At 48.2% G+C, this 26,129-nt stretch carries 20 protein-coding genes; 9 read left to right on the top strand and 11 right to left on the bottom strand.

What is annotated here, in order from left to right; all coding sequences use genetic code 11:
• The first annotated feature begins 3 nt into the window (after positions 1-3).
• Together AC2YIT_RS29785 and AC2YIT_RS29780 are read left to right on the top strand one after the other, a co-directional pair.
• On the top strand, positions 4-1,275 hold the full coding sequence (locus tag AC2YIT_RS29785) for an S-adenosylmethionine:tRNA ribosyltransferase-isomerase (protein ID WP_487281590.1): 1,272 nt from the start codon (positions 4-6) through the stop codon (positions 1,273-1,275).
• 79 nt (positions 1,276-1,354) lie between these two features.
• On the top strand, positions 1,355-1,906 hold the full coding sequence (locus tag AC2YIT_RS29780) for a Uma2 family endonuclease (RefSeq protein WP_487281589.1): 552 nt from the start codon (positions 1,355-1,357) through the stop codon (positions 1,904-1,906).
• 8 nt (positions 1,907-1,914) lie between these two features.
• On the opposite strand, the gene AC2YIT_RS29775 is transcribed toward AC2YIT_RS29780, so the two are convergent.
• Entirely contained in the window at positions 1,915-3,696 is a 1,782-nt protein-coding gene (locus AC2YIT_RS29775) for a family 43 glycosylhydrolase (protein WP_487281588.1), read from the bottom strand.
• 148 nt (positions 3,697-3,844) lie between these two features.
• Here AC2YIT_RS29775 and tyrS point away from each other — a divergent pair, with 148 nt between their 5' ends.
• Positions 3,845-5,140 carry a tyrosine--tRNA ligase gene (tyrS, locus tag AC2YIT_RS29770; RefSeq protein WP_487281627.1) on the top strand — a complete coding sequence of 432 codons (1,296 nt, stop codon included), beginning with the start codon at positions 3,845-3,847 and terminating at the stop codon, positions 5,138-5,140.
• A gap of 24 nt (positions 5,141-5,164) precedes the next feature.
• On the opposite strand, the gene AC2YIT_RS29765 is transcribed toward tyrS, so the two are convergent.
• Positions 5,165-6,385 carry an NAD(P)/FAD-dependent oxidoreductase gene (locus AC2YIT_RS29765; protein WP_487281587.1) on the bottom strand — a complete coding sequence of 407 codons (1,221 nt, stop codon included), beginning with the start codon at positions 6,383-6,385 and terminating at the stop codon, positions 5,165-5,167.
• 91 nt (positions 6,386-6,476) lie between these two features.
• Positions 6,477-7,292, bottom strand: coding sequence for a metallophosphoesterase family protein (locus tag AC2YIT_RS29760; RefSeq protein ID WP_487281586.1), 816 nt, complete (start codon positions 7,290-7,292; stop codon positions 6,477-6,479).
• Positions 7,293-7,413: 121 nt separating this feature from the next.
• Between AC2YIT_RS29760 and AC2YIT_RS29755 the strand changes: the two genes are divergently transcribed.
• Positions 7,414-7,866 carry a regulatory protein RecX gene (locus AC2YIT_RS29755; protein ID WP_430851569.1) on the top strand — a complete coding sequence of 151 codons (453 nt, stop codon included), beginning with the start codon at positions 7,414-7,416 and terminating at the stop codon, positions 7,864-7,866.
• A 79-nt stretch (positions 7,867-7,945) separates the two neighbouring features.
• Here AC2YIT_RS29755 and AC2YIT_RS29750 read toward each other — a convergent pair whose 3' ends face one another.
• Positions 7,946-8,941: a ribonucleoside-diphosphate reductase small subunit gene (locus AC2YIT_RS29750; RefSeq protein ID WP_430851571.1), complete on the bottom strand. Its 996-nt coding sequence runs from the start codon at positions 8,939-8,941 to the stop codon at positions 7,946-7,948.
• A gap of 441 nt (positions 8,942-9,382) precedes the next feature.
• Between AC2YIT_RS29750 and AC2YIT_RS29745 the strand changes: the two genes are divergently transcribed.
• Entirely contained in the window at positions 9,383-10,000 is a 618-nt protein-coding gene (locus tag AC2YIT_RS29745; RefSeq protein WP_487281585.1) for an FkbM family methyltransferase, read from the top strand.
• Between the two features lie 11 nt (positions 10,001-10,011).
• Positions 10,012-11,079, top strand: coding sequence for a glycosyltransferase family 4 protein (locus tag AC2YIT_RS29740; RefSeq protein ID WP_487281584.1), 1,068 nt, complete (start codon positions 10,012-10,014; stop codon positions 11,077-11,079).
• Here AC2YIT_RS29740 and AC2YIT_RS29735 read toward each other — a convergent pair.
• Entirely contained in the window at positions 11,066-12,052 is a 987-nt protein-coding gene (locus tag AC2YIT_RS29735) for a glycosyltransferase family 2 protein (protein ID WP_430851577.1), read from the bottom strand. The genes AC2YIT_RS29740 and AC2YIT_RS29735 overlap by 14 nt on opposite strands.
• Positions 12,053-12,436: 384 nt before the next feature.
• Positions 12,437-13,381 carry a magnesium/cobalt transporter CorA gene (gene corA, locus AC2YIT_RS29730; protein WP_487281583.1) on the bottom strand — a complete coding sequence of 315 codons (945 nt, stop codon included), beginning with the start codon at positions 13,379-13,381 and terminating at the stop codon, positions 12,437-12,439.
• A 247-nt stretch (positions 13,382-13,628) separates the two neighbouring features.
• Here corA and AC2YIT_RS29725 point away from each other — a divergent pair, with 247 nt between their 5' ends.
• Together AC2YIT_RS29725 and AC2YIT_RS29720 are read left to right on the top strand one after the other, a co-directional pair.
• Positions 13,629-14,816 (top strand): MFS transporter, encoded by a 1,188-nt coding sequence (locus tag AC2YIT_RS29725; protein WP_430851581.1) that lies wholly within the window; start codon positions 13,629-13,631, stop codon positions 14,814-14,816.
• Positions 14,806-15,414 (top strand): IMPACT family protein, encoded by a 609-nt coding sequence (locus tag AC2YIT_RS29720; RefSeq protein ID WP_430851583.1) that lies wholly within the window; start codon positions 14,806-14,808, stop codon positions 15,412-15,414. Before AC2YIT_RS29725 ends, AC2YIT_RS29720 begins: the two co-directional genes overlap by 11 nt.
• Here the strand turns inward: AC2YIT_RS29720 and AC2YIT_RS29715 are convergent.
• From AC2YIT_RS29715 to AC2YIT_RS29705, 3 genes are all read right to left on the bottom strand, one after another.
• Positions 15,411-15,575 (bottom strand): hypothetical protein, encoded by a 165-nt coding sequence (locus AC2YIT_RS29715; protein ID WP_170118904.1) that lies wholly within the window; start codon positions 15,573-15,575, stop codon positions 15,411-15,413. The two genes, AC2YIT_RS29720 and AC2YIT_RS29715, sit on opposite strands and share 4 nt — an antisense overlap.
• 112 nt (positions 15,576-15,687) lie before the next feature.
• Complete coding sequence (locus AC2YIT_RS29710; RefSeq protein WP_430851585.1) at positions 15,688-17,451, bottom strand: RagB/SusD family nutrient uptake outer membrane protein; 1,764 nt, start codon at positions 17,449-17,451, stop codon at positions 15,688-15,690.
• Positions 17,452-17,486: 35 nt separating this feature from the next.
• On the bottom strand, positions 17,487-20,744 hold the full coding sequence (locus AC2YIT_RS29705) for a SusC/RagA family TonB-linked outer membrane protein (RefSeq protein WP_430851587.1): 3,258 nt from the start codon (positions 20,742-20,744) through the stop codon (positions 17,487-17,489).
• Positions 20,745-21,057: 313 nt separating this feature from the next.
• Between AC2YIT_RS29705 and uvrA the strand changes: the two genes are divergently transcribed.
• Positions 21,058-23,910 carry an excinuclease ABC subunit UvrA gene (gene uvrA, locus AC2YIT_RS29700; RefSeq protein ID WP_430851589.1) on the top strand — a complete coding sequence of 951 codons (2,853 nt, stop codon included), beginning with the start codon at positions 21,058-21,060 and terminating at the stop codon, positions 23,908-23,910.
• Between the two features lie 58 nt (positions 23,911-23,968).
• On the opposite strand, the gene AC2YIT_RS29695 is transcribed toward uvrA, so the two are convergent.
• Positions 23,969-25,336 (bottom strand): Ig-like domain-containing protein, encoded by a 1,368-nt coding sequence (locus AC2YIT_RS29695; RefSeq protein ID WP_487281582.1) that lies wholly within the window; start codon positions 25,334-25,336, stop codon positions 23,969-23,971.
• A 60-nt stretch (positions 25,337-25,396) separates the two neighbouring features.
• Entirely contained in the window at positions 25,397-26,128 is a 732-nt protein-coding gene (locus tag AC2YIT_RS29690; RefSeq protein WP_430851618.1) for a LytR/AlgR family response regulator transcription factor, read from the bottom strand.
• Between the last annotated feature and the right edge of the window lies 1 nt (position 26,129).

The raw sequence follows: 26,129 nt of genomic DNA, 5'->3' as shown, positions 1-26,129 counted from the left end.
GGTATGGAAGGGAAAAAGGAGGTTGAGGAGAGCCAGGATGCATTGTGGCGAAGAGAAGCAGAGGCGATTGATCTGGAAAGCTATACATACGACCTGCCAGACGACCGCATCGCGAAGTATCCCATGGAAGTTCGTGATCAGTCGAAGCTGATGGTGTATAAAAATGGTGAAATCAGTCATTTGCGCTTTATCGATATTACTTCCCAGCTGCCTGCTGATACGCTCCTTGTTTTTAACGACACCAAGGTTATTCCCGCACGGGCACATTTCAAGAAAGAAACAGGCGCGGTTATAGAACTGCTGCTATTACATCCGGAACTGCCCACAAGGGTAATCAACGATGCCATGCTCGTGCGGCATTCGTGCGTGTGGGAATGTATGATCGGGAACAAAAAGCGTTGGAAAGCCGGCGATACGTTATTCAATATTATTCCTGTAAATGGGAGGGAAGTACATTTACAGGTCTCCTACCACGATTATGAAGGCAATCTGGTGAAGCTCGCCTGGGACGCCGACGTTACATTTCTGGACCTGGTGAAAGCATTGGGGGAAATCCCGCTGCCGCCCTATCTTAACCGCGATATCGAAGAGCCGGACAAGGAAACGTACCAGACCGTGTACGCGCACCATGACGGCGCCGTGGCCGCCCCGACAGCCGGGCTGCATTTCACGCCACGGGTTTTTGATGCATTGGAGCAAAAAGGCATTCGCAAAGCGTTCCTCACTTTACATGTCGGAGCGGGTACTTTTCAACCCATTAAAGTAGAGAAGGTTACCGAGCACCGGATGCATTCCGAGCAGGTGGTTTTTACACGAGAATTAATACGGAATCTGCTTCAATCGGTGGATCATATTGTGCCGGTCGGCACTACTTCGCTGCGCTCGCTGGAAAGTTTATATTGGTATGGCGTAAAGCTTTTTAAAAAGGAAACGACAGAATTTAGCATTGAAAAGCTCTATCCATATCCGTGGAAAGAGGCAGAGCTTCCGTCGGCAACACAATCCCTGCAAGCCATTGCAGATTATATGGATGCTTCGGCGCTTCAAGAGATTGTAGGCGAAACGGAGATATTCATTTTTCCTGGTTATCGTTTTCGTTTATGCCGCGGGATAATTACTAATTACCATCAACCTGGCTCCACACTCATCCTTCTTGTTGCCGCATTTGTCGGAAAAGACTGGAAAACGATCTATTCTGAGGCATTAGCGAATGACTATCGTTTTTTAAGCTATGGGGATTCTTCGCTCCTCTGGCTAATTGACAATGCTTCCTAGTTTCATGAGTTGATTTTTCCCGCAATTTGTTGTTAAAAAACAGTAAATTATGGGATGTGTAAAGCTAATTACCAGGAAGATGACTGTCGAGGAATATTTCGAGCTGGATGAACAAAGCGATATCCGTTATGAATATTATGATGGCGAAGTATACGCCATGTCAGGCACTACATTCAATCATAATGACATTGTTGGGAACGTATCGGGCGCTTTCAGGACGTTTTTCCGACCGCGCGGCTGCCGGGTTTTTGCCGAAACTGTAAAATTAAAAGTCTCGGATATTTGCTATCTGTATCCTGACGTGGTCGTCACCTGTGCAGCAAAGGATCTTTCGGGGACTTATATTGTAGAGCGGCCTAGCGTCGTGATAGAAGTCATATCCAAGTCGTCTACCAAGCGGGACCGGGTTTTTAAATTAAATCAATACAAGACCATACCTTCGCTTCAATACTATCTTATCGTTTCTCAGGCGGAACGAAAGGTCGAATTGTATTCGCAAGTTGGAGGCAGCGACCTTTGGGCATGCCATTCTTTCAAAAGCCTGGACGACGTAATCCAATTGGAGGCGTTTGGTTTCGAAATACCTGTCAGGGAAGTTTATGAAACCATTGAATTCGCTCCCGAAGAGTAATCCGCCCGCTACTTCACAGCCACCACCTTACTCGCTACCGAAACACCATTCTCATTAAAAGCCTCAATAGCAAAATAATAAGGCACTCCCACATTTAATGCGCGCAGCTCGAAGGTGTTCGGCTCGTCGTTCCAAAATTGGTAGGTCTGGTACAGTTTATCGGGAGCGATGCCCCATAGCACATTGTAGCCGATGGCCCCCGGTACTTTTTCCCATTTCAAATCCGCATTGCGCGCATCCTTTTGGCGGACGGCGGTGAAGGTAGCCGGTGTTTGTGGGGCTTTGCCGAAGCCATTCCCGAAAATCCTGAATTCACTGATAGCTAATATTGGCGAGGCTACGTGCACGTGCTCGTAGCGCATGTAACGCGCACGCACGGGTGCCGCGAGCTCGATATAGGCGCATGGGCGGTCGCGTTTGGGCTCTTTGGTGAGGTCGCTCGCGAGTTCCCACTTCTTACCATCCTTTGAAGTCCAGATTTTGAACTGCGTGTATACTTTTTCAGGTTTGTTGTCGAAAATATCGGATTTGTAGTCGGTGTAATTGACCTGCACCGCTTTTACTTCCTGTTCGGTTTGCAGGTCTATCGTCAGCGTTTCGCCGGGTTTGTTTTGCTTCGCTGCCCAGAATGTCCGTGGATTTTCATCAGTGATTTTTTGCGCAGCCATGGTATCAAGCGTTGAGGACGCTGTTGCAGGCTTTTTGTACGAAAGTAACATCCAACCCGTAAAAAGCTCATCGCCTTTGCCGGTCCAGGCTTTGGCAGGCATTTTGTGCGGGAAGTCGCCGAAACGAGTGTTGGCAAACATTTGACCATCTTTGTCGAAACCGGCTGCGTAGCGCACAATGCGGCGCTCCATAGCCCAGTTCAGGCCGATCCACGAGGTGCCGGTGTTCCAGTAGTTGCCGAAGTTGTCCTGGAATGTATTGCCGTGTCCGGCACCGGTGGCGAAACCGCCCGGTTTGTAGGAGACGGGATTGTAAGGCGCATAAGTAAATGGCCCGAGCGGCTGGTCGGATACGTAAGTGCCATTGGCATATACATTATACTCGGTACCCGGTGCGCCGTATTGCAGGTAGTATTTGCCTTTGTGCTTGGTCATCCAGGCACCTTCGGTGAATGGTTTGAATGGGTCAGAGTGGTTTGGCCCGAAGCGTTCCCAGCCGTGCTCGTATTGATTTAACCAAAACATGGATTGGTATTGCCCCTTGAATGCAAGCCGTTTGGAATAATCCAGCTCCGAGCCGAAGATGGGGTACACATTAGAAGAACCCCAATACATATACCATTTGTCGGTGTCCGGGTCGTGGAACAATGCGGGATCCCAGGGGCCGATATCCTTCGGCAGCCGCGGCGTCCAGCGGTTGTAGAATTCCCAAATGCCTTTTTCAGGTGCAACCGAGTACAGTATCGGACGGGATTCGAAAGTAGATTGGAATAAAAACAGGGTATCACGCACTGAAACCGCCGCGGGCGCGCACATATCTTCGAAAGGCCAGCGGTTGGCGGTCAGGTATTTCCAGTTGATCATGTCTTTGGAATGCCAGTAGCCGCCCGAGATAGTGACGAAAAGGAAGTATTCGCCTTTATGATTAATAATCACGGGGTCGGCGCCGGACCGGTAGCTGATGTTTTCGTTGAGCTGCTCGAAATTATATTTGTAATCAATGTCCATCGGATTACAATAAGTGCTCTGGGCGGCAACAGGCATTGCCTTGAACAGGAGAACGAAACCGATGAATATTCCGAGAGTACGTAACAACATGATTTTGTTGATGATAGGGTGCATATTATCCTTTTAATCCTACAAAAATACCTGTTTTTGCATTAATAATCTTTCGTGCAGGCAAAACCATCGCGAGATAAAGAAGTTTTGAAACCGATAACCTGTACCTTTGCGGTCGATTTTGAAATAAGCAACAGTTTTTAGAATGGCGATTGATTTTATAGAGGAACTACGCTGGCGGGGCATGCTGCACGACATGATGCCGGGAACACATGAGCAACTTCAAAAGGAGATGACATGCGGTTACATCGGTTTCGACCCGACGGCTCCTTCGCTGCACATCGGTAACCTGGCTACCATTATGCTTTTAGTGCATTTCCAACGTGCGGGTCACAAGCCTATTGCATTGGTGGGCGGCGCTACGGGAATGATCGGAGATCCTTCTTTCAAGGCTGCCGAGCGGTCGTTCCTTGATGAGGATACATTGCGGATCAACCAGGAGGGTATCCGCAAGCAGCTCGAATCGTTCCTGGACTTCAATTCGGGAGAAAATTCGGCGGAAATGGTGAACAACTACGACTGGTTCAAGGATATCGGGTTCTTACAATTTCTGCGCGATGCGGGGAAATATCTGAGTGTGAATTATATGATGTCGAAAGACTCTGTGAAAAAGCGACTGGAAACCGGTATTTCGTTTACCGAGTTCTCGTATCAGCTTTTGCAGGGCTACGATTTCTATCATTTATATAAAACCAAAAATGTCCGGCTGCAAATGGGCGGTTCGGACCAATGGGGTAACATTACGACTGGTACGGAGATCATCCGCCGCAAGGAAGGTGACGATGAAGGCTATTTCAAGGCTTATGCATTGACGACGCCGCTCGTTACCAAAGCCGACGGCTCCAAATTCGGGAAAAGCGAGGGTGGTAACATCTGGCTCGATCCGGAGCGAACTTCGCCTTACCAATTCTACCAATTCTGGCTCAACCAGAGTGACGACGATATGCCGCGTTACCTGCGCGTGTTCTCGCTGAAAGGCCGGGAGGAAATCGAAGCGCTGGAAACAAGCCATGCTGCCGAGCCGCATTTGCGCATTATGCAAAAGGCGCTGGCATCCGAGCTTACGATCCGCATTCACTCGCAAAAGGCATTGGATCTCGTATTGAAGGCTTCGGAAGTGTTGTACGGCAAGGCGACGCTGGAAATGCTCCAAAGCATTGAGGCGGATGAATTCGACACCATTTTCGATGGTGTACCGCAAACGGAAATTACCCGTGCAGAATGGGACGAGTGCGCGAATATTACGGACCTGGTTTCCACAGTAACCCGGGGCGAAGTGTATGCCTCCAAAGGTGAAGCTCGTCGGGCTATCCAGCAGAATGCGGTGAGTGTGAACAAATCAAAGGTGACTGCGGCTGAGCAACCATTAAGCGATTTTGCATTGCTGCAAGATAAGTTTCTGTTAATTTCAAAAGGCAAGAAGAACCACCTGATCAAGGTAATATAATGTATTGAACGGCTTGGCGGTCAATTATGACTTGCCAAGCCGTTTAAAACTGAAAATTTCGGCGTCCTTATTTTTCTTTCCCGCGATAAGATCCGTAATAATGCCGGCGGCAATAATGCTGAAAAGGATGCCGTTCCCGCCAAAACCCAATGCGAACCAGGTGTTCGGGTGCTCTTTCACGCTGCCTATAAACGGAAGTCCGTCTTCTGTCTCCGCAAAAGTGCCGCACCAGGCATAATCTGTTACGAAAGGCAAGTCCGGAAACATGCTTCTGGCATTCTTTTCGAGTTCTTTGGATTTCCGGTAAAGCAGCTTGTCCCTTTTAATAGCGCTTTGAAACATTTCGTCTTTGCCGCCGATTAGCACGCGATGATCCTCCGTAGTGCGCAAATACAAATAAGGCCGGGCACTTTCCCAAAGTAATGCATGCTCATACCACAGCTCCTTCTTTTGAGGCATCGGCTTGCTGACTATCGCGTACGTAGCATGCAGGCGAACGAAGTTATGTGATATCAGCTTTTGGGATTCATAGCCCGCGGCAACGATCAGCTTTTTGGTTTTGACAACGCTGCCATTATCCAAAATCAGCGTTACACGGCCCCGTTCATGCCGGATGTCGGTGATTTCGACGGTATCATATACGCGTGCGCCTTTCCGGATGCACTCCTGCAAGAGCGCATGTGCGAGCGCATATGCGTCTACCTGCGCAGCGTCATGCGAGAGGATCGCGCCGCTTTTGCGAATGCCGGGGAAATGGGAACGTAATGTGGCCCGGTCCCACCACTCGACATCGATGCCAATCTTACGGCGCGCTTCGCATTCTTTTTCCAATAATGGTAAATCTGTTTTTTTTGAAGCGTAATACACGCTTTTAACCAGTGAAAAGCCTGTTTTGACCGGTAGCGAATCTACAATCTCCCTGGCTCTGTGAATGGCTTCCACACATAAAAGATAGCTGCGGACGGCATGCTTTTCCCCGACAAGCCCGATCAGATCGGTAAGCATGGTGTCGATTTCATATTGAAGCAACGCCGTGGAGCCGGAGGTACTTCCCATCCCGATATGTCGTTTTTCCAACACAACTACGGGAAAGCCGGCCTGCGTAAGATGCCAGGCCAGTAACGCGCCGGTAATGCCGCCGCCCATGATCACGATTTCTGCTGTTAGATTCTCTGATAGCGCAGGGTAAGAATAGAGTGCCCCACTTTTATAAAACCAATGAGGCTGGCCACTGAGTAGATCCATCGGGTGTTTTTGTTGACTGATGAATCGGGTGGTTAAAATTCTGTACCAGACTAAAACAAGAGCAAATTAGTTTTCTCCCGATTAGTTCCAGCTAGCTCTTCCCGCTAAACGTATTCAAAACCGGCGCGGCGGTCGGGTTGTATTGGTATGATTGCCAGGTGTGGTCATTGTAAATCTCGACAATGCGGTAGCCTTTGTAAGCGGTTCCCCAACTGCCTCCGAAATGGCCGTCGAAAAAATAAGGCTTTTTGCCGTACATTTTGGTACTATCCTGGTCGTGGTCGTGGCCGTTGAATATGGCTTTGACATTCGGCGTGTTTTCGAAAAGATCGATCACTTCCTTGCATTCAATGCCGTGCGTTGTCCATTTGGCCGGGGTAATGTGCAGGAAAATAAAAACTCCCTTCTTGTCCTTGTATTTCGCGATTTCGTTGCGGAGCCAGGTGACGTCGGGGCATATATACTCGCCTTTCTCGTTGGAAGTGTCGCCTACTACGAATGCATATTCGCCTTTTGCAAAGCTGTGGTTGGTAGGATAGCCCCAAGTACTTTGCCACACGTCCAGTCCCACTTTGTCATGGTTGCCGCGGCTGACATAATAGGGGACACTCAGATTCGAGATCGCGTTTTTGAAATCATATAGCAAAGTCGGATCGTCGTGAATCAGATCTCCGTTGAGGAAAAGGAAATCAACGCCTTTTTGCAATTTCTCACGGTTTACCCAGCCAACCAGATCAGCGTGGAAAGCCTTGAACTCGGTGTCCGGCTGTCCGTAATGCCCGTCGGACGCGACGATGAAACGAAGCGCAATATTTGCAGCCGGCTGTGCTTTGGCGGGCTCCGACAAATAGGTAATTCCGGATAATGCAGGCAGGAGTTTGAGAAAAGACCGTCTCTGGAAAGTCATGGTTCAAAGGGTTTGGATGAACGGAAATAGGGGTTTCTTGTGCTCTCAAAAATAGTTATTCGTCCGTGATATTTCCTTAATCTTGTACATTGTTAAGCATATTTAATAAAAACCTGAATACATGGACCGGCTTATTCTGCAAAAAGCGGCTTCCTACTGTGCCTACCAGGAGCGAACGCAGGACGAGGTGAAGCAGCGGCTGAAAAAATGGAATGTGTGGGGCGACGAGGCCGACGAGATCATCGCTGAGTTGATTTCCATGAATTACCTGAGCGAGGAACGTTTTGCGAAAACCTACGCCGGCGGCAAATTCCGAGTCAAAAACTGGGGCCGGATGAAAATCAGGCAGGAGTTGAACCGTCGCGGCCTGAGCACGTACAGCATTGAAAAGGGAATGAACGAAATCGGCGACGAGGATTACGTATCAGGTTTACGGGAATTGCTTTCAAAGAAACGGGATCTGCTATCCAAAACGGAGGCGGATCCTTTCAAATTGAAACAGAAGCTGGCAAGGTTCGCGCTGGGAAAAGGCTATGAGAGCGAGCTGGTGTGGAAGGAATTGGGTGAGCTATAACGGATGTCATGCTGAGCGTAGCCGAAGCACATGCATCATGCACGCGCCCTTCGACTGCGCTCAGGGTGACAATAGTAGTCTAGAAATCGGAGTCGAAGGAGATCTTGTGCGCGGATTCTTTGTCCTTCACACCGCTCATTACGCCCGCTTTCTGATATTCTCCTACACGTTTTTCGAAGAAGTTGGTCTTGCCCGGAAGCGAGATCAGTTCCATGAAATCGAATGGGTTGGCTGAACCGAATTGTTTCGGGCAGCCGAGCCTTTCGAGCCAGAAATCGGCGATGTATTCGATATATTGTTTCATCAAATCGGCATTCATACCGATCAGCGATACCGGCAACGCCTCGCTTACAAATTCTTTTTCGATTGCCACCGCGTCCAGCATAATTTCGATTACGCGTTCTTGTGGTAACTGGTTCAGGATATGTTTGGTGTATAACAAACATGCGAACTCGCAATGAAGGCCTTCATCGCGGGAGATCAGCTCGTTGGAGAATGAAAGCCCGGGCATCAGGCCGCGTTTTTTCAGCCAGAAGATCGAGCAGAACGATCCGGAGAAGAAAATCCCTTCCACCGCTGCAAATGCGATGATACGCTCCGCAAACACAGGGCTGTTGATCCATTTCAATGCCCATTCAGCTTTTTTCTGTACGCAGGGAATCGTCTCGATCGCACGTAGCAACCTGTCTTTTTCAACCGGATCTTTAATGTAGGTGTCGATCAGCAGTGAGTAGGTTTCGGAGTGGATGTTCTCCATCGCTACCTGGAATCCATAGAAGCATTTTGCTTCTGCATATTGCACTTCGCTAAGAAAATTGACAGCCAGGTTTTCGTTGACGATTCCGTCAGATGCCGCAAAGAATGCCAGTACGTGGGAAATGAAATGCCTTTCTCCGTCATTCAGGTTCTCCCAGTCCTTCATATCCTGCGACAGGTCGATTTCTTCGGCTGTCCAGAACGAAGCCTCATGACGTTTGTACATTTCCCATATATCGGAATGTTTGATAGGGAACAAAACAAACCGCAGGGGATCTTCGGTCAACAGGGGTTCCTGTCTGGTAAGTTCTTGTGACATAGTTAGTTAGAGTATTTTACGGGGATCAGAATTATATAACGTTAGTACTTGCCGTTGGCTCTGACAGCCGGGCCGGAAGAAAACAAAGCTACACGCTTTGGGCTAAAAATCAAACAATGCATTGGACATGAAGCCGCAGGAAAACTCGAACCCAGGCACTTGCTCATTATTAACCTGGTGCGAATGAGACAGTGGGTATAATGTAGCAGGGCAATGCTTTGGATGTCTGCCCCGAAATACTCCATATAGTTAAGATCATAAGCTATGCCCGTTACAGGTCCAAGGAGATACATAAATTTGTTCAGGAATATTGGAAACCCGTTCGAATACATCTTCGACAAATTCCACGATCGTGGCAGGATGCTACACTTTGTCACGAAACCCAACAAGCTCGGTTTCGACGTACCCGCCAGCCTCCACCAGGTATTTAAGGAGATATTTATGGCTGACGTATACAACATCGGGGCGCTGGTGCGCGTATTGCCTGATGATCCGTTGGTGATCGATATCGGCGCCAACGCCGGTTTTTTTGATATATTGCTTTTATCTAAAATAAAGAATGCCCAAATTTATGCGTATGAGCCTCTGAGCAGTAATATCGAACGAATGCGTTCTGTTGCATCCTCCAATCGCAGGTTTGATAAAAGCGTGACCATCAATCCCTTTGCAGTAACAGGGACGTCTTGTGAAATGTTGCGGCTATACGTACAGGACACGGAAGATAATCAGGTGGTCGCTTCTTCGTTAAAAAGTTTTAATACTGATAATACAAAGGAGTTATGGATTCCGGCCATCTCATTCTCAGAAATAATGGCCCACATCCCGAGGGCGAAAATCGATTTGCTGAAAATGGATTGCGAAGGAAGTGAATATGATATTATCTTGAATACATCTCCCGATCTCATACGCCGGGTCGAACGAATGCTGATTGAAGTGCACGATATTGATAGTCAGTTTGATATAAATACAATCAGTCGGTATCTCGGCGAACTGGGTTATGAGGTGAACTATACGGCTATTAATGGCTTTTGTTATGCGCTGGAAGCGTGCAGAAAATGAATAATTATTTTATGTTGAAAAGAATTCTGATTGATTGCGAGAGGATGAGGCACCCTCATACCGGGCTTTATCATTATTGCCTTCAATTAGGAAATTCCCTTTTAAAAAGAGCCGGAGAAGATAGAGAAAAGATTGCCTTTTATTTGCCGACTTCGGCAGAACATGCTTTCGGAGAGAACGCTAATTACGTTTCCCAGCATTTTATTCACAAACTGTTTTTCCCAGATACTAAATCGGTTGATATCTGGCATTGTACCTATCAGGGTTCGAGATATTTTCCTTTTGGAAAGAAGGTTTCTGTGGTCTTAACGGTTCATGATTTGAATTTCCTTTATGATGGAAACAGATCACAGAAGCGGATAAGCAAGTACTTGAATAGGTTACAAATGAAAATTGACCGGGCAGATCATATTGTAGCAATTTCCTATTATGTTCTGGAAGATTTAAAAAGACATCTTGAATTGGGTGGCAAGCCGACTTCGGTGATTTATAACGGCTGCAATATTGACGATACTGGAATTGTTGACGTGCCCGAAAAGCCTGTTGAACAGCCATTTCTGTTCACGATTGGCACCATTGTCGGGAAGAAGAATTTTCATGTGCTGCCCGCATTGCTGGTAGGGAATGAGTTCAAATTAGTCATTGCGGGGATCGATAGCAGTCAGGAATATAAAAAAATGATTATTCGGGAAGCGCAGAGACTAAATGTGCTCGACAGGCTGGTTTTTACAGGTCCCGTGTCAGAGAATGATAAGAAATGGTATCTCAGTAACTGCACTGCTTTTGTCTTTCCATCAATCGCGGAAGGTTTTGGACTGCCGGTTATAGAGGCGATGTACTATGGCAAGCCTGTTATCTTGTCGCGCTGCACGTCCTTACCTGAAATCGGTGGGGACTGTGCTTACTATTTCGACAATTTTGAGCCCGAGCATATGCGTAACGTATTGACTGCGAGTCTTGAAGACTATAGAAAAACAAAACCCAGAGAAAGAATCCGGGAACGGGCCAGATTCTTTTCCTGGGACAGGGCAGCTTCGGAATACCTTGATTTGTATCGGAGCCTTGCTAATTCAGTTTAATTACCTGCTGATATTTCAGCATCATTCGGAAGTTATTAATCACGTCGATAATGCCGATATCTGAGTGATGTTTCTTCATCTCCCTGTTGAACGCTACTTTCTTCGCTTGCAGGTTATCGCGGTTTTTAAAGAAATCCCAATAGGCTTCGACTTTAAAGAATTGCAGCGTGAGGAGTCCGAGTAAAACATCGCAAAGCAGGATTTGTAAATGCCATAATTTTAGATCCATTCCTTGCAGGTGCAGGTAATGCACATAATAACGGTTTCTGAAATGGATTCTTTTGATCGCTTTTTTATGATTGTGGTTTTTGGTGCTTGCCGATACCTCATGCCGGCAAACAGCGTCATGTTCGTAATAGCATTTCCAACCCAATCGCCACGCCCTGATTGAAAGTTCCTGATCTTCGCCATAATAAGGGTTAAACATTTCGTTGAATCCGTTAATGGCTTTCAGCTTTTGCGTGTCCATCAATGCAATGGCGCCTGACAAATAAAATGTAGGTGTAAAGGCATTAATGTTCTGCAAGTGAAAGAAGTCAGAAGATTTTATTTTTCTTCCCGATATTTTAGGCTCCCTTGCAGCTTCACGAATCAAATCATCGTTCATACCGATAACTCTGCCCATTACACCGAAAGTATCTTCCAATTCGAAATATTTATAAAGCTTTTCTATGTATCCAGGTTCAAGGGTTACATCGGTATTGAGGAGAAAAATCAGATCATTGGTGGCATTCTGGATGCCAATATTGCAAGTCTCTGAAAACCCTGAATTGGTTTCTTTGCAAATGAGTGTGATTTTATCTGCGTAGTGTTCTTGTAAATATGCAACAGATTCATCCGTAGATGCATCATCAATTACAATAATCTGGACACTGGTTTCGAGTTTTTGAAGGACTTTATAATTATGCTCAAAATATTTTTCGAACAGATGTTTCCCGTTATAATTGGGAATTACTACTGATATACTTTTCATATACAATCGGTTATCAAGTTAGTTGAGCGTTTTTTCAATACCCGATTCTTTACTACTTCCTTGTAACAGGATGGCGTTCATGATCTTCTCCTTTCGTGAAATTATATAGCTCATTTCCATATCCTTACGGATATTTTTTGTACAAATATCAAGCCAGCGTTTGCCGGAGCTGCGCTGCCCTGACTTATGACTCTGCTGTTAGGGAAATGGTTGGAAGAGGGTCGGTTGCATCGGGTATAAGCCCGGGACGCCGAAATATAACTTCTATACTAACACTATGGCGAAACATTTATTGTATTCTCCCACCACAATAAAGATTACATTAAAATTATACCCGCAACGTATAATCATCAAAAAAAATACGTATTCGAGATAAGTTCCTTTCTAAATCCATTTTTTTCTTCTGAAAAACCAAAGAACAACGAGGGATGAAAAGACCATTAGCAGCAGCGAAAGCCAGAATCCCCACGACTCACCGGTAGACGGTATGTGTTGGTAGTTCATCCCAAAAATACCGGCGATCAGCGTGGGCGGCATAAAAATGATCGTCACGACGGTGAAAATCTTGATTACCTGACTCTGTTCGAGGTTGATCAGACCCATGAAGGTGTTCTGGAGGTATTCGAGGCGTTCGAAATTGAAGGTGGTATATTCGAGAAGGGAGTTGATGTCTTTCAGGATAATACGCAGGTGTTCCTTACGGTCTTCGGGGAAATACTGGCTTCGCAGGATACCCGAAAGGACACGTTGCTTGTCGATACTCGTTTCGCGGAGCATCATGGTGATTTCCTGCAATCCGCTGATGCGGATCAGAACTTCCTGCCGCGTCTTTTGCTCATGTGTAAGATCCTTACTGATTGCCGAGATGTCCCTGGAAATGCCTTCCAGCGCGTCGGCGTCCGCTTCTATGCGCGTTTCGAGCAGCAAGAGCATGAAATCGACCCCGCCCTGTATACTTTCCGGGCTCACTTTCATTTTCTTGACCGTGTCGGCGAACGTTTTCGAGTCACCGCGACGGTAAGTAAAGAGCACATTTTGGTTCAGAATGAAGGAAACCGGATACGTTTCATAACCTTCCCGCTCTATTTTGAGAAAGTTGGAGTTAGCGTTGATCGTCTCGTTCTGCTCAAAGAAACGCGAACTGCTTTCAATCTCCACGATTTCCTGGGGTGTCTGAAAACTGATATTACACTTGTTTTCAACCCATTCTTCCTCTTCCGCACTTGGAGACTGTAAATCTACCCACACGAGATTCGGGACTTTTCCTAGCTCGCGGATATCGTTTTCGCGCTTAATGACTTTACCTTCCTTATAGAATATGCGTACCATGGATTAAAGTTGGGAAAAAAAGCCAGAAGCTCAACCGTTCGGTCATCGGTATCGCATTGGCTTGGAGCGCTCGACGGTTAAAGCTAACTTGTATTCTTTTAATACACACACTGTGAAAGAGAAATTTTACCATTGGTTGTCCGTAAAGTCGAAGAGGCAAAACGTGTTTTAGCTACTTAAAAAAAGCCATTGTCCGAATACTACAAGTAAATTCCGCTCTTTCTGGAAAGTGTCGTAAATTTGCGTGATGCAAAATACAGCTTCACGTGGGATATTGACGACGCAGTTCTGGTTGCTGGGTCTTAGCTCGTTTCTCTTCTCTTCCAGCTTCAATATGCTGATCCCCGAGCTTCCGGCCTATCTTTCAAGTATGGGCGGGGCGGAATACAAAGGGGCAATTATCGGATTGTTTACTTTAACGGCAGGTCTTTCGAGACCATTCAGTGGCCGGCTTACCGACCGGGTCGGGCGAGTTCCCGTGATGGCGTTCGGTTCGCTGGTATGTTTCGTTTGTGGGTTTCTGTACCCGATCTTCACGACGGTAATGCCGTTTCTGCTGCTCAGACTTGTGCATGGCTTCTCTACGGGTTTTAAACCGACTGGTACCGCTGCATATGTGGCGGATATTGTTCCTATCAATCGCCGGGGAGAGGCGATGGGCATCCATGGCATGTGTATGAGCGTGGGCTCGGCTTTCGGGCCGGCGATAGGGAGTATGATCAGCGAGGAATTTTCTCTGAATGCGCTCTTCTACACATCGTCGTTACTGGCATTCCTTTCCATCGCGATCCTTTTGAATATGAAGGAGACTTTGCAAGAAAAGCAAAGACTCAGTCTGAAGTCTTTTCAAATCACCCGGAGGGACATTTTCGAGCCCGATGTCTTCAGTCCGGCACTTATTACATTCCTTTGCTACTTTGGCTTCGGTGCAGTGGCTACGGTTACGCCGGATTTCAGCGGTTATCTCGGCTTACAAAATCGGGGGTTATATTTCATGATGTTTACGATCTCTTCCATCCTGGTGCGTCTCTTTGCCGGTAAAATATCCGACCGCCATGGCCGCATGCCAGTCACGATCGTGGGATGTATCATCCTGATCGTCGCGATGATTCTCACAGGCTTTGCCGAGTCCGTATTCATGTTCCTGGCTGGCGCGGCTTTTTTTGGGGTAGCGATGGGCATTCTTTCGCCGGTGCTTTCTGCCTGGACAGTCGATCTGAGTGGCGATCACAATCGCGGGCGCGCCATTGCCACGATGTTCATCTCCCTGGAAGCAGGCATTGGCCTTGGTGCATTCTTGTCCGCGGAATTATTTGAAAACCAGCGGGAGAACCTACCACTGGTGTTTTTCTGCATGGCTGCGTTTGCATTGGCTGCGCTTTCCTATACAGTAGTTATTTACCAGTTTAAAAAGCGACGTGCCCGTGTTATTTGACGATACTTACCGAAGCATTGCTGCACCGGTAGAAGGCTTTTTTAAGGATAAAGGAAGTAAATTCCTGGCTTATGCCTATCCGGTTGAAAATGATGAACAGGCGAAATCGTACCTGAATGAGCTGTACGAATTGCATCCCAAAGCGGTACACCATTGTTACGCGTATCGCCTGGGTGCCGACAGGATGAGTTATCGCATGAGCGATGATGGCGAGCCATCGGGAACCGCGGGTAGGCCAATTCTCAATACTTTATATTCGAGGAATGTTACGAACGTTCTAGTGGTGGTAGTGCGGTATTTCGGAGGAACGTTGCTCGGAGTACCGGGGCTTATCAACGCTTACAAAACCGCTACCGACGCGGCATTGGACGTAGCCGAAATAGTCACGCGGCACTATTTCAGTGTTTACAGGTTGTCGTTCCAATACCCGCAAATGAACGACGTCATGCGGATCGTGAAGGAAATGGAGTTGCCTGTACGCGTCCAAGCATTTGAAATGCAATGCACTATGGAAGTGGAAGTCCGCTCCACGCTCGTCGAAAGGTTTATGACGCGTTCGGAAAAAGTCGAGGGGCTTTCCATAGAACTGGTTATCTAGTTGTTTTCACGAAGCATTCGCACGAAATCGTCTTCATATTCCTTAATCGCTTTCAGGAGTTCTTGCAATTCTTTTTCTTCCGGTGTGCCTTTTTTGGCATCGAATATCTCGTCGGCCCGTTCGGAGGCTTTTTCGTATTCGGTTTCGTTCGTGATTTTCATGATTGCAGGTATTTGAATGTTTTTTCAAAAGTATTTCATTGTTTTTCAATGCACAAAAAAACCGGCACGAAGGCCGGCTTTTTTGCGGGTGCGTTAGTGGGTTATGCCGGTATTAATATCCCGGATTTTGTTTCAAGGTAGGCTTGCCGTCTTTCTGGCTGTTGAGGATTTCGTCCTGTGGCAGAGGATAATAGAGGTTCTTTTGGGTGAATGTTTTACCCGCCATATAACCCCGCTTGTTGAACGTACGTCCCGATGGTTCTTTACCAGGTACAGCTTCTTCGGCCGCGTATTTGTTCAATACCTTTTCAGCAATACCCCAGCGTACAAGGTCGAAGAAGCGGTGACCTTCCATCGCGAATTCCAGGCGTTGCTCCATCCGTACTGCATTTCTCGCATAATCAGCACCTTTGGCAGCGAAGGTTCCTGCCGGATAAGGTTCCACTTTGTAAGTCACGGTTGGGTCCTGTACAGAACCGGTTTTCGCGCGGACACGGATCTGGTTCACCAAATCCTGAGCCACTGCCAGGTTACCGAGTTCGACTTCGCATTCAGCCAGCCATAACAGCACGTGCGACAGTTTAATGAGGCGGTAGTTGTTGTTTACGTTCCGCTTGCTGGTGGAGTGGGTAGTGCTGTTTTCTTCCGCCAAATAATACATCCATTTTTTACCTGTAAATGGTCCCGCATAAGCTTGGTCCCGGATCCAGGTTGAGCCCGGCATAGGGCCCCAGTCGAGGAAATTCACTCCGCGACGGCCGACGGTCCAGTCGAGCCGGGGGTCAACCGGAATGGTTTTATCCAAAGTAAATGCGGCCGACGCGACGATTCCCTCATCGTTTGGTAAGTCCACTTTATTATAAGTGTCCAAAGAACCGTCTGCGGCAGCACCGATCATCGGGAGCCCATTCTCGGTTTTGAATGCATTTACGAGGTTGTGAGATGGTTGGTAGAAACCGCAGCATCCACGTCCGGGAGCGGTGGCAGAGTAAGGCCAGTTGAGGTTATCACCGGCGTTACCGTTGTTACCGTTCGTACCGTCGTTTACAGAGAACTGCACTTCCATGATCGACTCGGAATTGTTGTTACCGGCCGTGCGGTAATTGTCGTGGTAGTTGGCAACCAGTTTTTTGCCGGAATTTTTAACAATATCATCCAGCAGTTCTTTGGCTTTGTCCCATTTTTTCTGAAAAAGAAGCGCCTTGGCGAGATATGCTTTGGCGGCCCATTTCGTAGCACGGCCTTTTTGTGCCTGTGTTGCCGGAAGGTTATCAGCAGCAAATTGAAAGTCCGCTTCGATTTTACCCCAGATATCTTCCGTATTTGGGACTTTTGTCGAGTTGGGATCACCAGCGTTGTAAATCTTCTCGTCGATGTAAGGGACATTGTTCCACATTTTCTTTGCCTCGAAGTGATAATGGCCGCGGAGGAAACGTGCTTCCGCAATTACCTGTGTCTTTTCAGCCTCAGTCATGTCTTTTATGTCCGGACTTCCTGCTATCTGGATTGTCTCGTTGGCGCGGGCAACACCATCATAGGAATGCCACCATTTTCCAAGGAAGTAGGTGTTGTCTGACAGCCAGTTGTATTGTTCGATAAACGATTGCTCTGGCTGGTCGCCAGCGTCGGTGCCTTTCACGGCGTCGTCGCTACTGATACCCCCGAAAACGTAGTTCGAAATCGTCGATTGGCGACCCGTGTTACCAGCGCCCACACCATCGAGTAGCGAGTAGGTGCCTATAAGCAGGGCATTAACGCCGTTTTTATTGCTGAGCTGTTCTTTTGAGGCTCGCCCTTGAGGTTTCAGATCAAAGAAGTCGTCAGAGCAAGAGAAGCTCAGACCGACTAACATGCACATTAATAATGTCTTTTTCATTGTATGGTTCTGTATAATGAAGATCAATAGATGGACTAGAAGTTGAAACGTAAACCGCCGAGGAAAGACTTGGCTACCGGATAGGAGCCTTCATCCACGCCCATGTGAATATCCTGGTTGTTTTCGCCCGATCTTCTCAGGTTAATATCCGGGTCAAGTCCTGTGTATTTCGTGAATGTAAACAGGTTTTGGCCCTGAACGTAAATCTGTGCCGATCCCAGTTTCGCCTTTTTTAGCCAGTTTGAGGGCAAATTGAATGTCAGCTGAATGTTTTTCAAGCGGAAGTAAGAACCATCTTCCAGGAAGTAGGAGGAAACCTGCTGGCTGGTGGCGTCACCCGAGTTCAGGCGTGGCAGTTTCGCATTGTCACCCGGTTTTTTCCACGAATCATAAAGCATGGTTTTCGAGCGGTTGCCCTGGAATACGTTGAAGTCTGTCCAGTATTTCACATAGTTGAAGATCTGGTTGCCTTGCACACCTTGTCCGAACAATGTCAGGTCGAACCATTTCCAGCCTACACCCACGTTGATACCATAGTTGAAGTCGGGGTGCGGATTGCCTATGATGGTGCGGTCGGCGGCAGTAATTACGCCGTCGCCATTCACGTCACGGAATTTGAAAGTACCTTCTCTTGTATAAGATCCGAATTTCGGAGCCGCGTCAGCTTCGGCCTGATCTTTGATCACACCATCTACGAAATAACCATAGTAGCTCGCGATTGGCAGGCCAGCTTTGGTAGCCGACATGGCCGGAAGACGGGTTGTGAAACCGAAAATAGTCGCATTCGGGTCATTGTTCAGTTTCAGTACCTTGTTTTTGTAGTGGCCAAAGTTGATACCCACCATGTAGTTGAAATCACCTTTTTTATCACGGAAAGTGATGCCAAGGTCTACACCGCGGTTGCGCACCTCACCGATATTGGTATAAGGGATCGTACCGGAACCGGCCGTTCTCGGAATGGCGATCTGCGTCAGCATGTCGGAGGTAATACGGTTATAAACGTCGAGTACCACTTCCAGTTTGCTATTGAACAAACTCGCGTCGAGACCAACGTTGGTGGAAGTATTGGTTTCCCATTTACCATTGGAGTTTCCAAACTGAACCAGGTCGAAACCACCTACAATCGACGTACCCGTACCGTTGATGTCGTAGGCGTTGTTCTGGGGATCGGCGGCGTACAGGGTGTAAGCATTATAAACGTTAGGGATGAGTTGGTTACCGGTTTTACCCCAGCCAAAACGCAGTTTTAAATCGTCGACGAATTTCACAGGCTTCATGAACGCCAACTCGGTCATACGTAAACCCAGTGAAAATGCAGGGAAAACACCGTAGCGGTTGACAGCTGAAAAACGTGATGATCCGTCACGACGTAAGGTTACGTCGGCAAGGAGGAGTTCTTTAAATGCGTAGTTGATTTTTCCGAACTGCGAAAAAAGCGCACTTTCTGTTGCACCAGGGCCTGCATTGCTCAAACCGGCTGCCGAACCTGCATCGAGGTAGCGGTAATCGAGGTCGTCAAATGCGAATGCGCTCCGGCTGGCGCGGAATTCAGCGGCATACGTTTTCACAGCTTCGGTGCCAAGCAACACACTGAAATTATGCACGCCGAATGATTTGGCGTAATTCAAAGTGTTAAACCAGGTGAACGAGCGATCGACATTGTTGATCACGTTCAAGCTGTTGGCATTTCTGGCTTCCGCAGCTTCGATATCGCGGTGGAAGTACTCCGAGCGGTTGTACTGGTTGTATTCAATACCAAGGCTCGTGCGTGCGTACAAACCCGGAAGAATGTCGACCTGTGCAAATACGTTACCGAACGCGTGCGTACCCTTTGTAAGGTTGTCTTTCTCGCGGTACAGACGCGCAAGTGGATTGGGGGCGTTACCGAGGTTACTACCGCGGCTTCCTGCAAATCCGTTGTAATCGGATGTGTTTGTTCCACCCAATGCTTTCGGGCCGCCTGTAATGTCGAATACCGGGATGATCGGGTGTACGCGGATCGCGAACATGATCGGGTTACTTTCGTCGTTGTTGGTAATCCCCTGTCTTTCGTCGTAAGAGAATGTAAAGTTCTCACCCACAGTTACCGGGCCTTTTTTGAACTCGGTGTTTGCGCGGAGAGAGTATCTTTTGTATTTGGTGTATCTCAAAATACCATTCTGCTTGAAGTAGTTCGCCGAAAGCGCATATTTGGCAGCATCGGAACCTCCGGATGCGCCAATCTGGTAGTTGGAGATCGAAGCCGGGTCGAAGATTACATCCTGCCAGTCGGTTCCCTCTTTATTCGCTTTGGTGATGTTGAATGCGGTTTTACCAAGTGCCGGATCGGCAATGTCGTTGGTATAGGTGTAGTTGCTTGGCAAATCGCCGTACACGTTCGGATAAATGTAATCGGCAATGGTCTGATTCCCGTTCTCATCGAACTTGTATTGGGCGGAAGGAGATGTTACCGACGGGTTTTTGCCTGCGCCAAGGTCAGCTTCATAGAGGTACTGACCCAGCTCCTTCGTATTCAGCAGGTCGAGCATCTTGCCGGGGCGCTGGGTGCCGGTATAGAAGTCGAATGTAATGTTTGGAGCGCCGGTTTTGCCCTTTTTGGTCGTGATGATCACCACCCCGTTCGCTGCACGTGCACCGTAAATGGATGCCGCCGAAGCGTCTTTCAGCACCTGCATCGACTCGATGTCGTTCGGGTTGATCTGGTTCAGTGTACCCTGTGTAGGTACCCCGTCGATCACGTAAAGTGGGCTGTTGTTGTTGATTGAACCAAAACCGCGAATACGTACCATCGTACCACCGCCGGGAGAATTGTCGTTTCCGACAGTCACCCCGGAAGCCCGTCCTTGCAGCATTTGCGTTACGCTCGCAGTAGGAACCGAGGTGAGTTCTTTGGGATTAATCACCGTTACAGCGCCGGTAATATCCTTTTTACGCTGTGCGGCATAACCGGTTACAACCACTTCACTCAGGTTCTTGATATCGTCCTCCATCGTCACGTCAATGGTCGTCTGGTTGCCGACAGGTATTTCCTTCTTGACCAAACCGATGGATGAGAAAACCAGGATTGCACCGGATCCTTTCGCTTCGATCGAATAAACGCCGTCGGCATCGGTGACTGTACCGATATTCGTTCCTTTCAGTTGCACGTTCACACCGGGGATGCCGGTTCCATCAGCAGAGGAGGATACTTTACCCTTGACCTGATGATCCTGGGCGTAGGACAGATGAGCTGCTATTGCGAACAGCATAATCATGACACCCCGGAAAAGCGGGACTAGTAAATGTTTGTTCATAAATTGAGTTGGGATGATGTTAAAAATGTATTACTAAATGTCAATATACTGTTAAAGGTAGAAATTAGAGCGCTGTTTTTGGTAATATTTTTATAATTAATATTAATCTACAACTGGTTACAAGCTATTTCTTCTTTGAAAAATCTTATTATGCAATCGTTTGCATTAAAGGTGAGCGTCTTGGAAAAAACCAATCTTCAAATGGTATACGCAAGTGGTTGCGTGTGAGAAAATTTGCAACTCAAAGTGTATTTTTGTGGTTATCACATTTACAACTTCATTTACAGACTAACTCACAAACGATCATCAGATTTTGGAATATTTAAATGGCCTGGAAGTGGCGGAACAGGACCTTATTGAGGTACAGGGCGCCCGAGAACACAATCTCAAAAACATCGATGTCGCTATCCCGCGTAACAAGCTCGTGGTAGTGACGGGTATCAGCGGCAGCGGCAAGTCGTCGCTCGCATTTGATACAATTTATGCCGAGGGGCAGCGCAGGTATATGGAGAGCTTCTCGTCCTATGCACGCGGCTTCATCGGCGAAATGGAACGGCCGGATGTGGACAAGATCAGTGGCCTCTCGCCGGTCATCAGCATCGAGCAGAAAACGACATCACGCAACCCGCGGTCTACCGTGGGCACGGTAACGGAGATTTATGATTTCCTGCGCTTGCTTTACGCACGTGCGGGTGAGGCGTACTCGTATGTGACGGGCCGACGGATGATCAAGCAATCGCAGGATCAGATCGTGAACCAGCTCATGACGCAGTTTCTTGGGCAGAAAATCGTGCTGCTGGCACCGGCTGTCAAAGGCCGGAAGGGACATTACCGCGAGCTTTTCGTGCAGATTGCCCGGCTGGGTTATACCAAAGTGCGTGTCGATGGCGAGGTACAGGATATTACCCCCAAAATGCAGCTCGACCGCTATAAGGTCCACGATATCGAGATTGTGATCGACCGCGTGATTCCGAAAAAGGAAGAAGAAGACCCGCAGTCGAGATACCGGATGAGCCAGTCAGTAGCGACGGCCATTAAGCAGGGAAAAGGTGCATTGATGGTGCTGGATGCGAAAGGTAACACGCATTATTTTTCCCAAAACCTGATGGACCCTGAATCCGGCATCAGCTATGACGACCCGGCGCCCAATGCGTTCTCGTTCAACTCTCCTTATGGCTGGTGTCCTACCTGTCAGGGATTGGGCATTATCGAGGAAATTACTGAAGATTCCATTATTCCAGACAAATCGCTGAGTATCAGCCGGGGAGGCATTGCGCCGATGGGAGAGTACCGTGAGGCTTGGATATTCAAGCAGTTAGAGGTTTTATTAAAGAAATACAAAATCACGCTCACGACCCCGCTCGAAAAGTTCCCCGAGGAAGCATTGAAACTCGTGCTTTACGGCAGCGAAGAGGCGGTGCCGGTGCCTTCGAAGAAATACCCGGGTACCGAGTGGGAAACCAAATTCGACGGGATCATTAACTTTTTGAAAAGGCAGCAGGAGTCGGGTAACGAGAAAATTCAGGATTGGCTGAAAGATTTCATGGTAACCCAAACCTGCCCCGAATGCAAAGGCAAGCGCCTGCGGAAAGAGTCATTGCATTTCAAAATTGATAAAAAAGACATTGCCGAGCTGGCCGACAGCGACATTCGCGAACTGGCCGAATGGCTGGTAGGACTCGAAGACCGCCTGGAAGAAAAGCAGCGGGTGATCGGGCACGAGGTTTTGAAGGAAATCCGGAAACGCGTTGGGTTTATGCTTGATGTGGGACTGGATTACCTCACATTGAACCGTTCGTTGAGGACATTATCCGGTGGCGAAGCCCAGCGCATTCGCCTCGCGACGCAAATCGGCACGCAGCTGACGGGTGTACTGTACATTATGGATGAACCAAGCATCGGCCTGCACCAGCGGGACAATGTACGGCTCATTAATTCCCTCAAAAGCCTGCGCGACCTGGGCAATACGGTGCTTGTGGTAGAACACGATAAGGACATGATGCTCGCCTCGGACTACATCCTCGACATCGGGCCGGGAGCGGGACGCCACGGAGGAAGCGTCGTAGGAGCTGGTACTCCGGAGAAATTCCTGCAAAATGGCTCGCTGACTGCCGATTACCTGGCCGGTCGTGAAGCCATCGACGTGCCTAAAAAGCGGAGAAAAGGCAAAGGTGAATCCATTGTATTGAAAGGATGTACAGGCCATAACCTGAAAAATGTCTCGGTTTCGATCCCGCTGGGCACGATGATCTGCGTGACAGGCGTGAGCGGCAGCGGCAAGTCGTCGCTGATCCACGAAACGCTGTTCCCGTTATTGAACCAGCATTTTTACAAATCGAGAAGGGAGCCGCTTCCTTACAAATCCATCGAAGGGCTCGAACATATCGACAAGGTGATCGAGGTAGATCAGTCGCCGATCGGGCGCACGCCTCGCTCGAATCCGGCTACCTACACCAACCTCTTTACCGATATCCGTACGCTCTTTGCTGAATTGCCCGAAGCGAAAATCCGTGGCTACAAACCGGGACGTTTTTCGTTCAATGTAAAAGGAGGCCGCTGCGAGGATTGCGAGGGTGCTGGTATGAAGAAGATCGAAATGGACTTCCTGCCTGACGTGCATGTCAACTGCGAAACGTGCAAAGGCAAGCGCTTCAACCGCGAGACATTGGAAGTGCGTTTCAAAGGCAAATCCATCGCCGATGTGCTCGATATGACTGTGGAATCGGCATTAGAGTTCTTTGAGAACCAGCCGAGATTACTGCGCAAAGTTCAGACTCTGAATGATGTAGGTTTGGGATACATTACCCTTGGTCAGCATGCTACCACATTATCTGGCGGCGAGGCACAGCGTGTGAAGTTGTCGGAAGAGCTATCGAAACGAGATACCGGGAAGACCTTGTACATTCTGGACGAACCTACCACCGGTTTGCATTTCCAGGACATCCGCCATTTGCTCAATGTTTTGAATAAACTGGTCGAAAAAGGAAACACAGTGCTCATTATCGAGCATAACCTCGACGTAATCAAGGTTGCAGACTACATTATAGACGTAGGGCCCGAAGGTGGCGCGCAGGGCGGCCGCATTATTGCGGAGGGGACGCCCGAGAAGGTAGCGAAAGTGAAGGGGAGTTTTACCGGCTATTTTTTGCAGGAAGAATTGAAATAGAAATAGCCCTGGCATTTAAGATCGCCCTGCATTGTTCGCAATGCAGGGCGTTTTGCATTTAGCGCACTTCTATTTTGTTCCAGAACGGCAGTGATACCGATTGGTCAGGATAGGATAACCGGGCTTCGTAGGTGCCGGGCGGAAGTGTGGCCGGAATGATGTACTGGCCATAATAGACATGGAAAGTGCCGTCGGCATAAGAAGGGTCGGACTTCACTTCGGCTTGCAGCGTCGCGCTCATGGTCCCGTTTTTCAACTGCAAATCAGGTAAGACCTGGTATGGATTAAATCCGGCGTACATCTGGCCGAGAACGGCCGGGAAAGGGTTCGCGAAAATGGCCTGTCCCCGCTCGGCAACAATCCTTTTTGCCATGTAATAGGCGGAACTGTTGATGAGATAATCATTTTGGGAGACCCACATTTGGCCGATCGCCTTTTCTTTTTCATTGCCGGCAATGACGCTCACCAGTGATCTGACCAGGGTATCATTCTCAAAAACGTTGACGGTGTACGAACCATCGGGAATGCCCGACGGGAGCGTGCATTGGAGCGAGTTAAAATCACTGAAAGTTACCGGGGCTGTGACGGGGTTGGGAAGGAAATCACTTTGAACAGTCACTTTATAAGCAGCTTTCACGGAAAAGCCGGCCCCCGAAATACGTATTTGTTTGTTGCGTGGTATGGCCGAGAAAAGCGGAAACTCTCCGAACAAATTCACGGCCGGGCGAAGCGGTAAAAATTTCCGGTTTTTAGCCAGTTCAAAAGTTTTGTTGCCATATCGAAGTACCACACCCAGCTGCTCCGACTTTTCGAATTCGCGCGCATTTTCGAAATAGACCCCATTAAGCCACATATTTCCGATGATTTCCCTGCCGGTACTGCCGTCGGTGAGTGAGGGAATGAGCTTCGTTTCCGCCCCCGGGCTTTCGGGAATGGTACCAATGCCGGTAATGAGGTCCAGCCAAAGTTCGAACCCGCCGGAACTTGCGAGCTGAAATTCGTCTCCCGCGTCGATCGCCGCCTTCAAAGGGCCGGAATGTTTGACGTAAAACTCGTAGGTTTTCATGAGGCCGGTTGCCGTGGTGATTTGCAGGCGCAACGGAGGTTTGTTCTTGAATGAGAAATCAACCAATGTGCTCGACTTCGTATTGTTCCAGTTGAGGTACACACCCGGATATAACTTGAACTGAATGCCGATTTCGTCGGGCGTATAGCCGGCTTGCAGCGTAATCTCGTAGGCATCGAGCGTGGAGTCAAAAGTGATCTTTTCCGCACCGGCTACTTCAATATATTGTATAAAAGCCGGGTCGGTCAGCGGCGTGACCTTAATTTCTTCCGGTTGCGGTCCCGGCGTATCCTTTTGTTTTTTCTGACATGCCAAAAAACACATCAGTGAAGCAGAAATAAGCAGGAGAAGTTTTTTCATGGCTACAACTTGATGACTGATAGGGGAATACCAGTTGTCAAGTTAAGAAAAAATTTCCGCTTACATCCACTTACCCAAAAACTGGTTGAACGCCTCCTTGTACTGGTCGCTCACCGGAATGGACGTTGCGCCGATCTGAATCGTGTTCCGCGTTACAGCGCTGATTTTATCGAGGTTAACTATGAACGACCGGTGCACACGCATGAACTTGGAGGCGGGCAGTTTTTCTTCCAGCGCTTTCAGGCTAGTGAGCGAGAGGATAGGCTTCGGGTCCGATTTGAGATGGACTTTTACGTAATCTTTGAGTCCCTCCGTGTACAAAATATCGTCGTAGGCGATCCGTACCAGCTGATATTCCACTTTCAGGAATAAGTACTCGTCCTTAGGCTCCGAAGAACCGGCCGACGAAGCCTTTTGAACCAGCTCCACATACGCCTGCGCTTTGGATGCGGCACGGAGGAACTCTTCGTAGTTAAAGGGTTTTAGGAGATAGTCAATGGCGTCTACGCGAAAACCATCGAGTGCGTATTGGTTAAATGCGGTCGTAAAAATGATCCTCGGTGCCTTGGTACCCGCTTTTTCAAGTACTCGCGCCAATTCGATACCCGTCAAATCCGGCATTTGAATATCCAGGAAAATAACGTCGATAGGTTTGCTGTTGATCACCTGCAATGCCTCGACGGCGCTGGAATACCTCCCTGCGAGGTTCAGGAACGGTGTCTTTTCGATAAATGCGCACACCAGCCCGAGCGCTAACGGCTCGTCGTCGACGGCGATGCATTCCAATGTGATG

It is taken from the genome of Dyadobacter sp. SRI_021, from assembly GCF_057586235.1.
The sequence above is the reverse complement of the archived record's forward strand: the minus strand, read 5'-3'. Positions and strand labels throughout refer to the sequence as shown.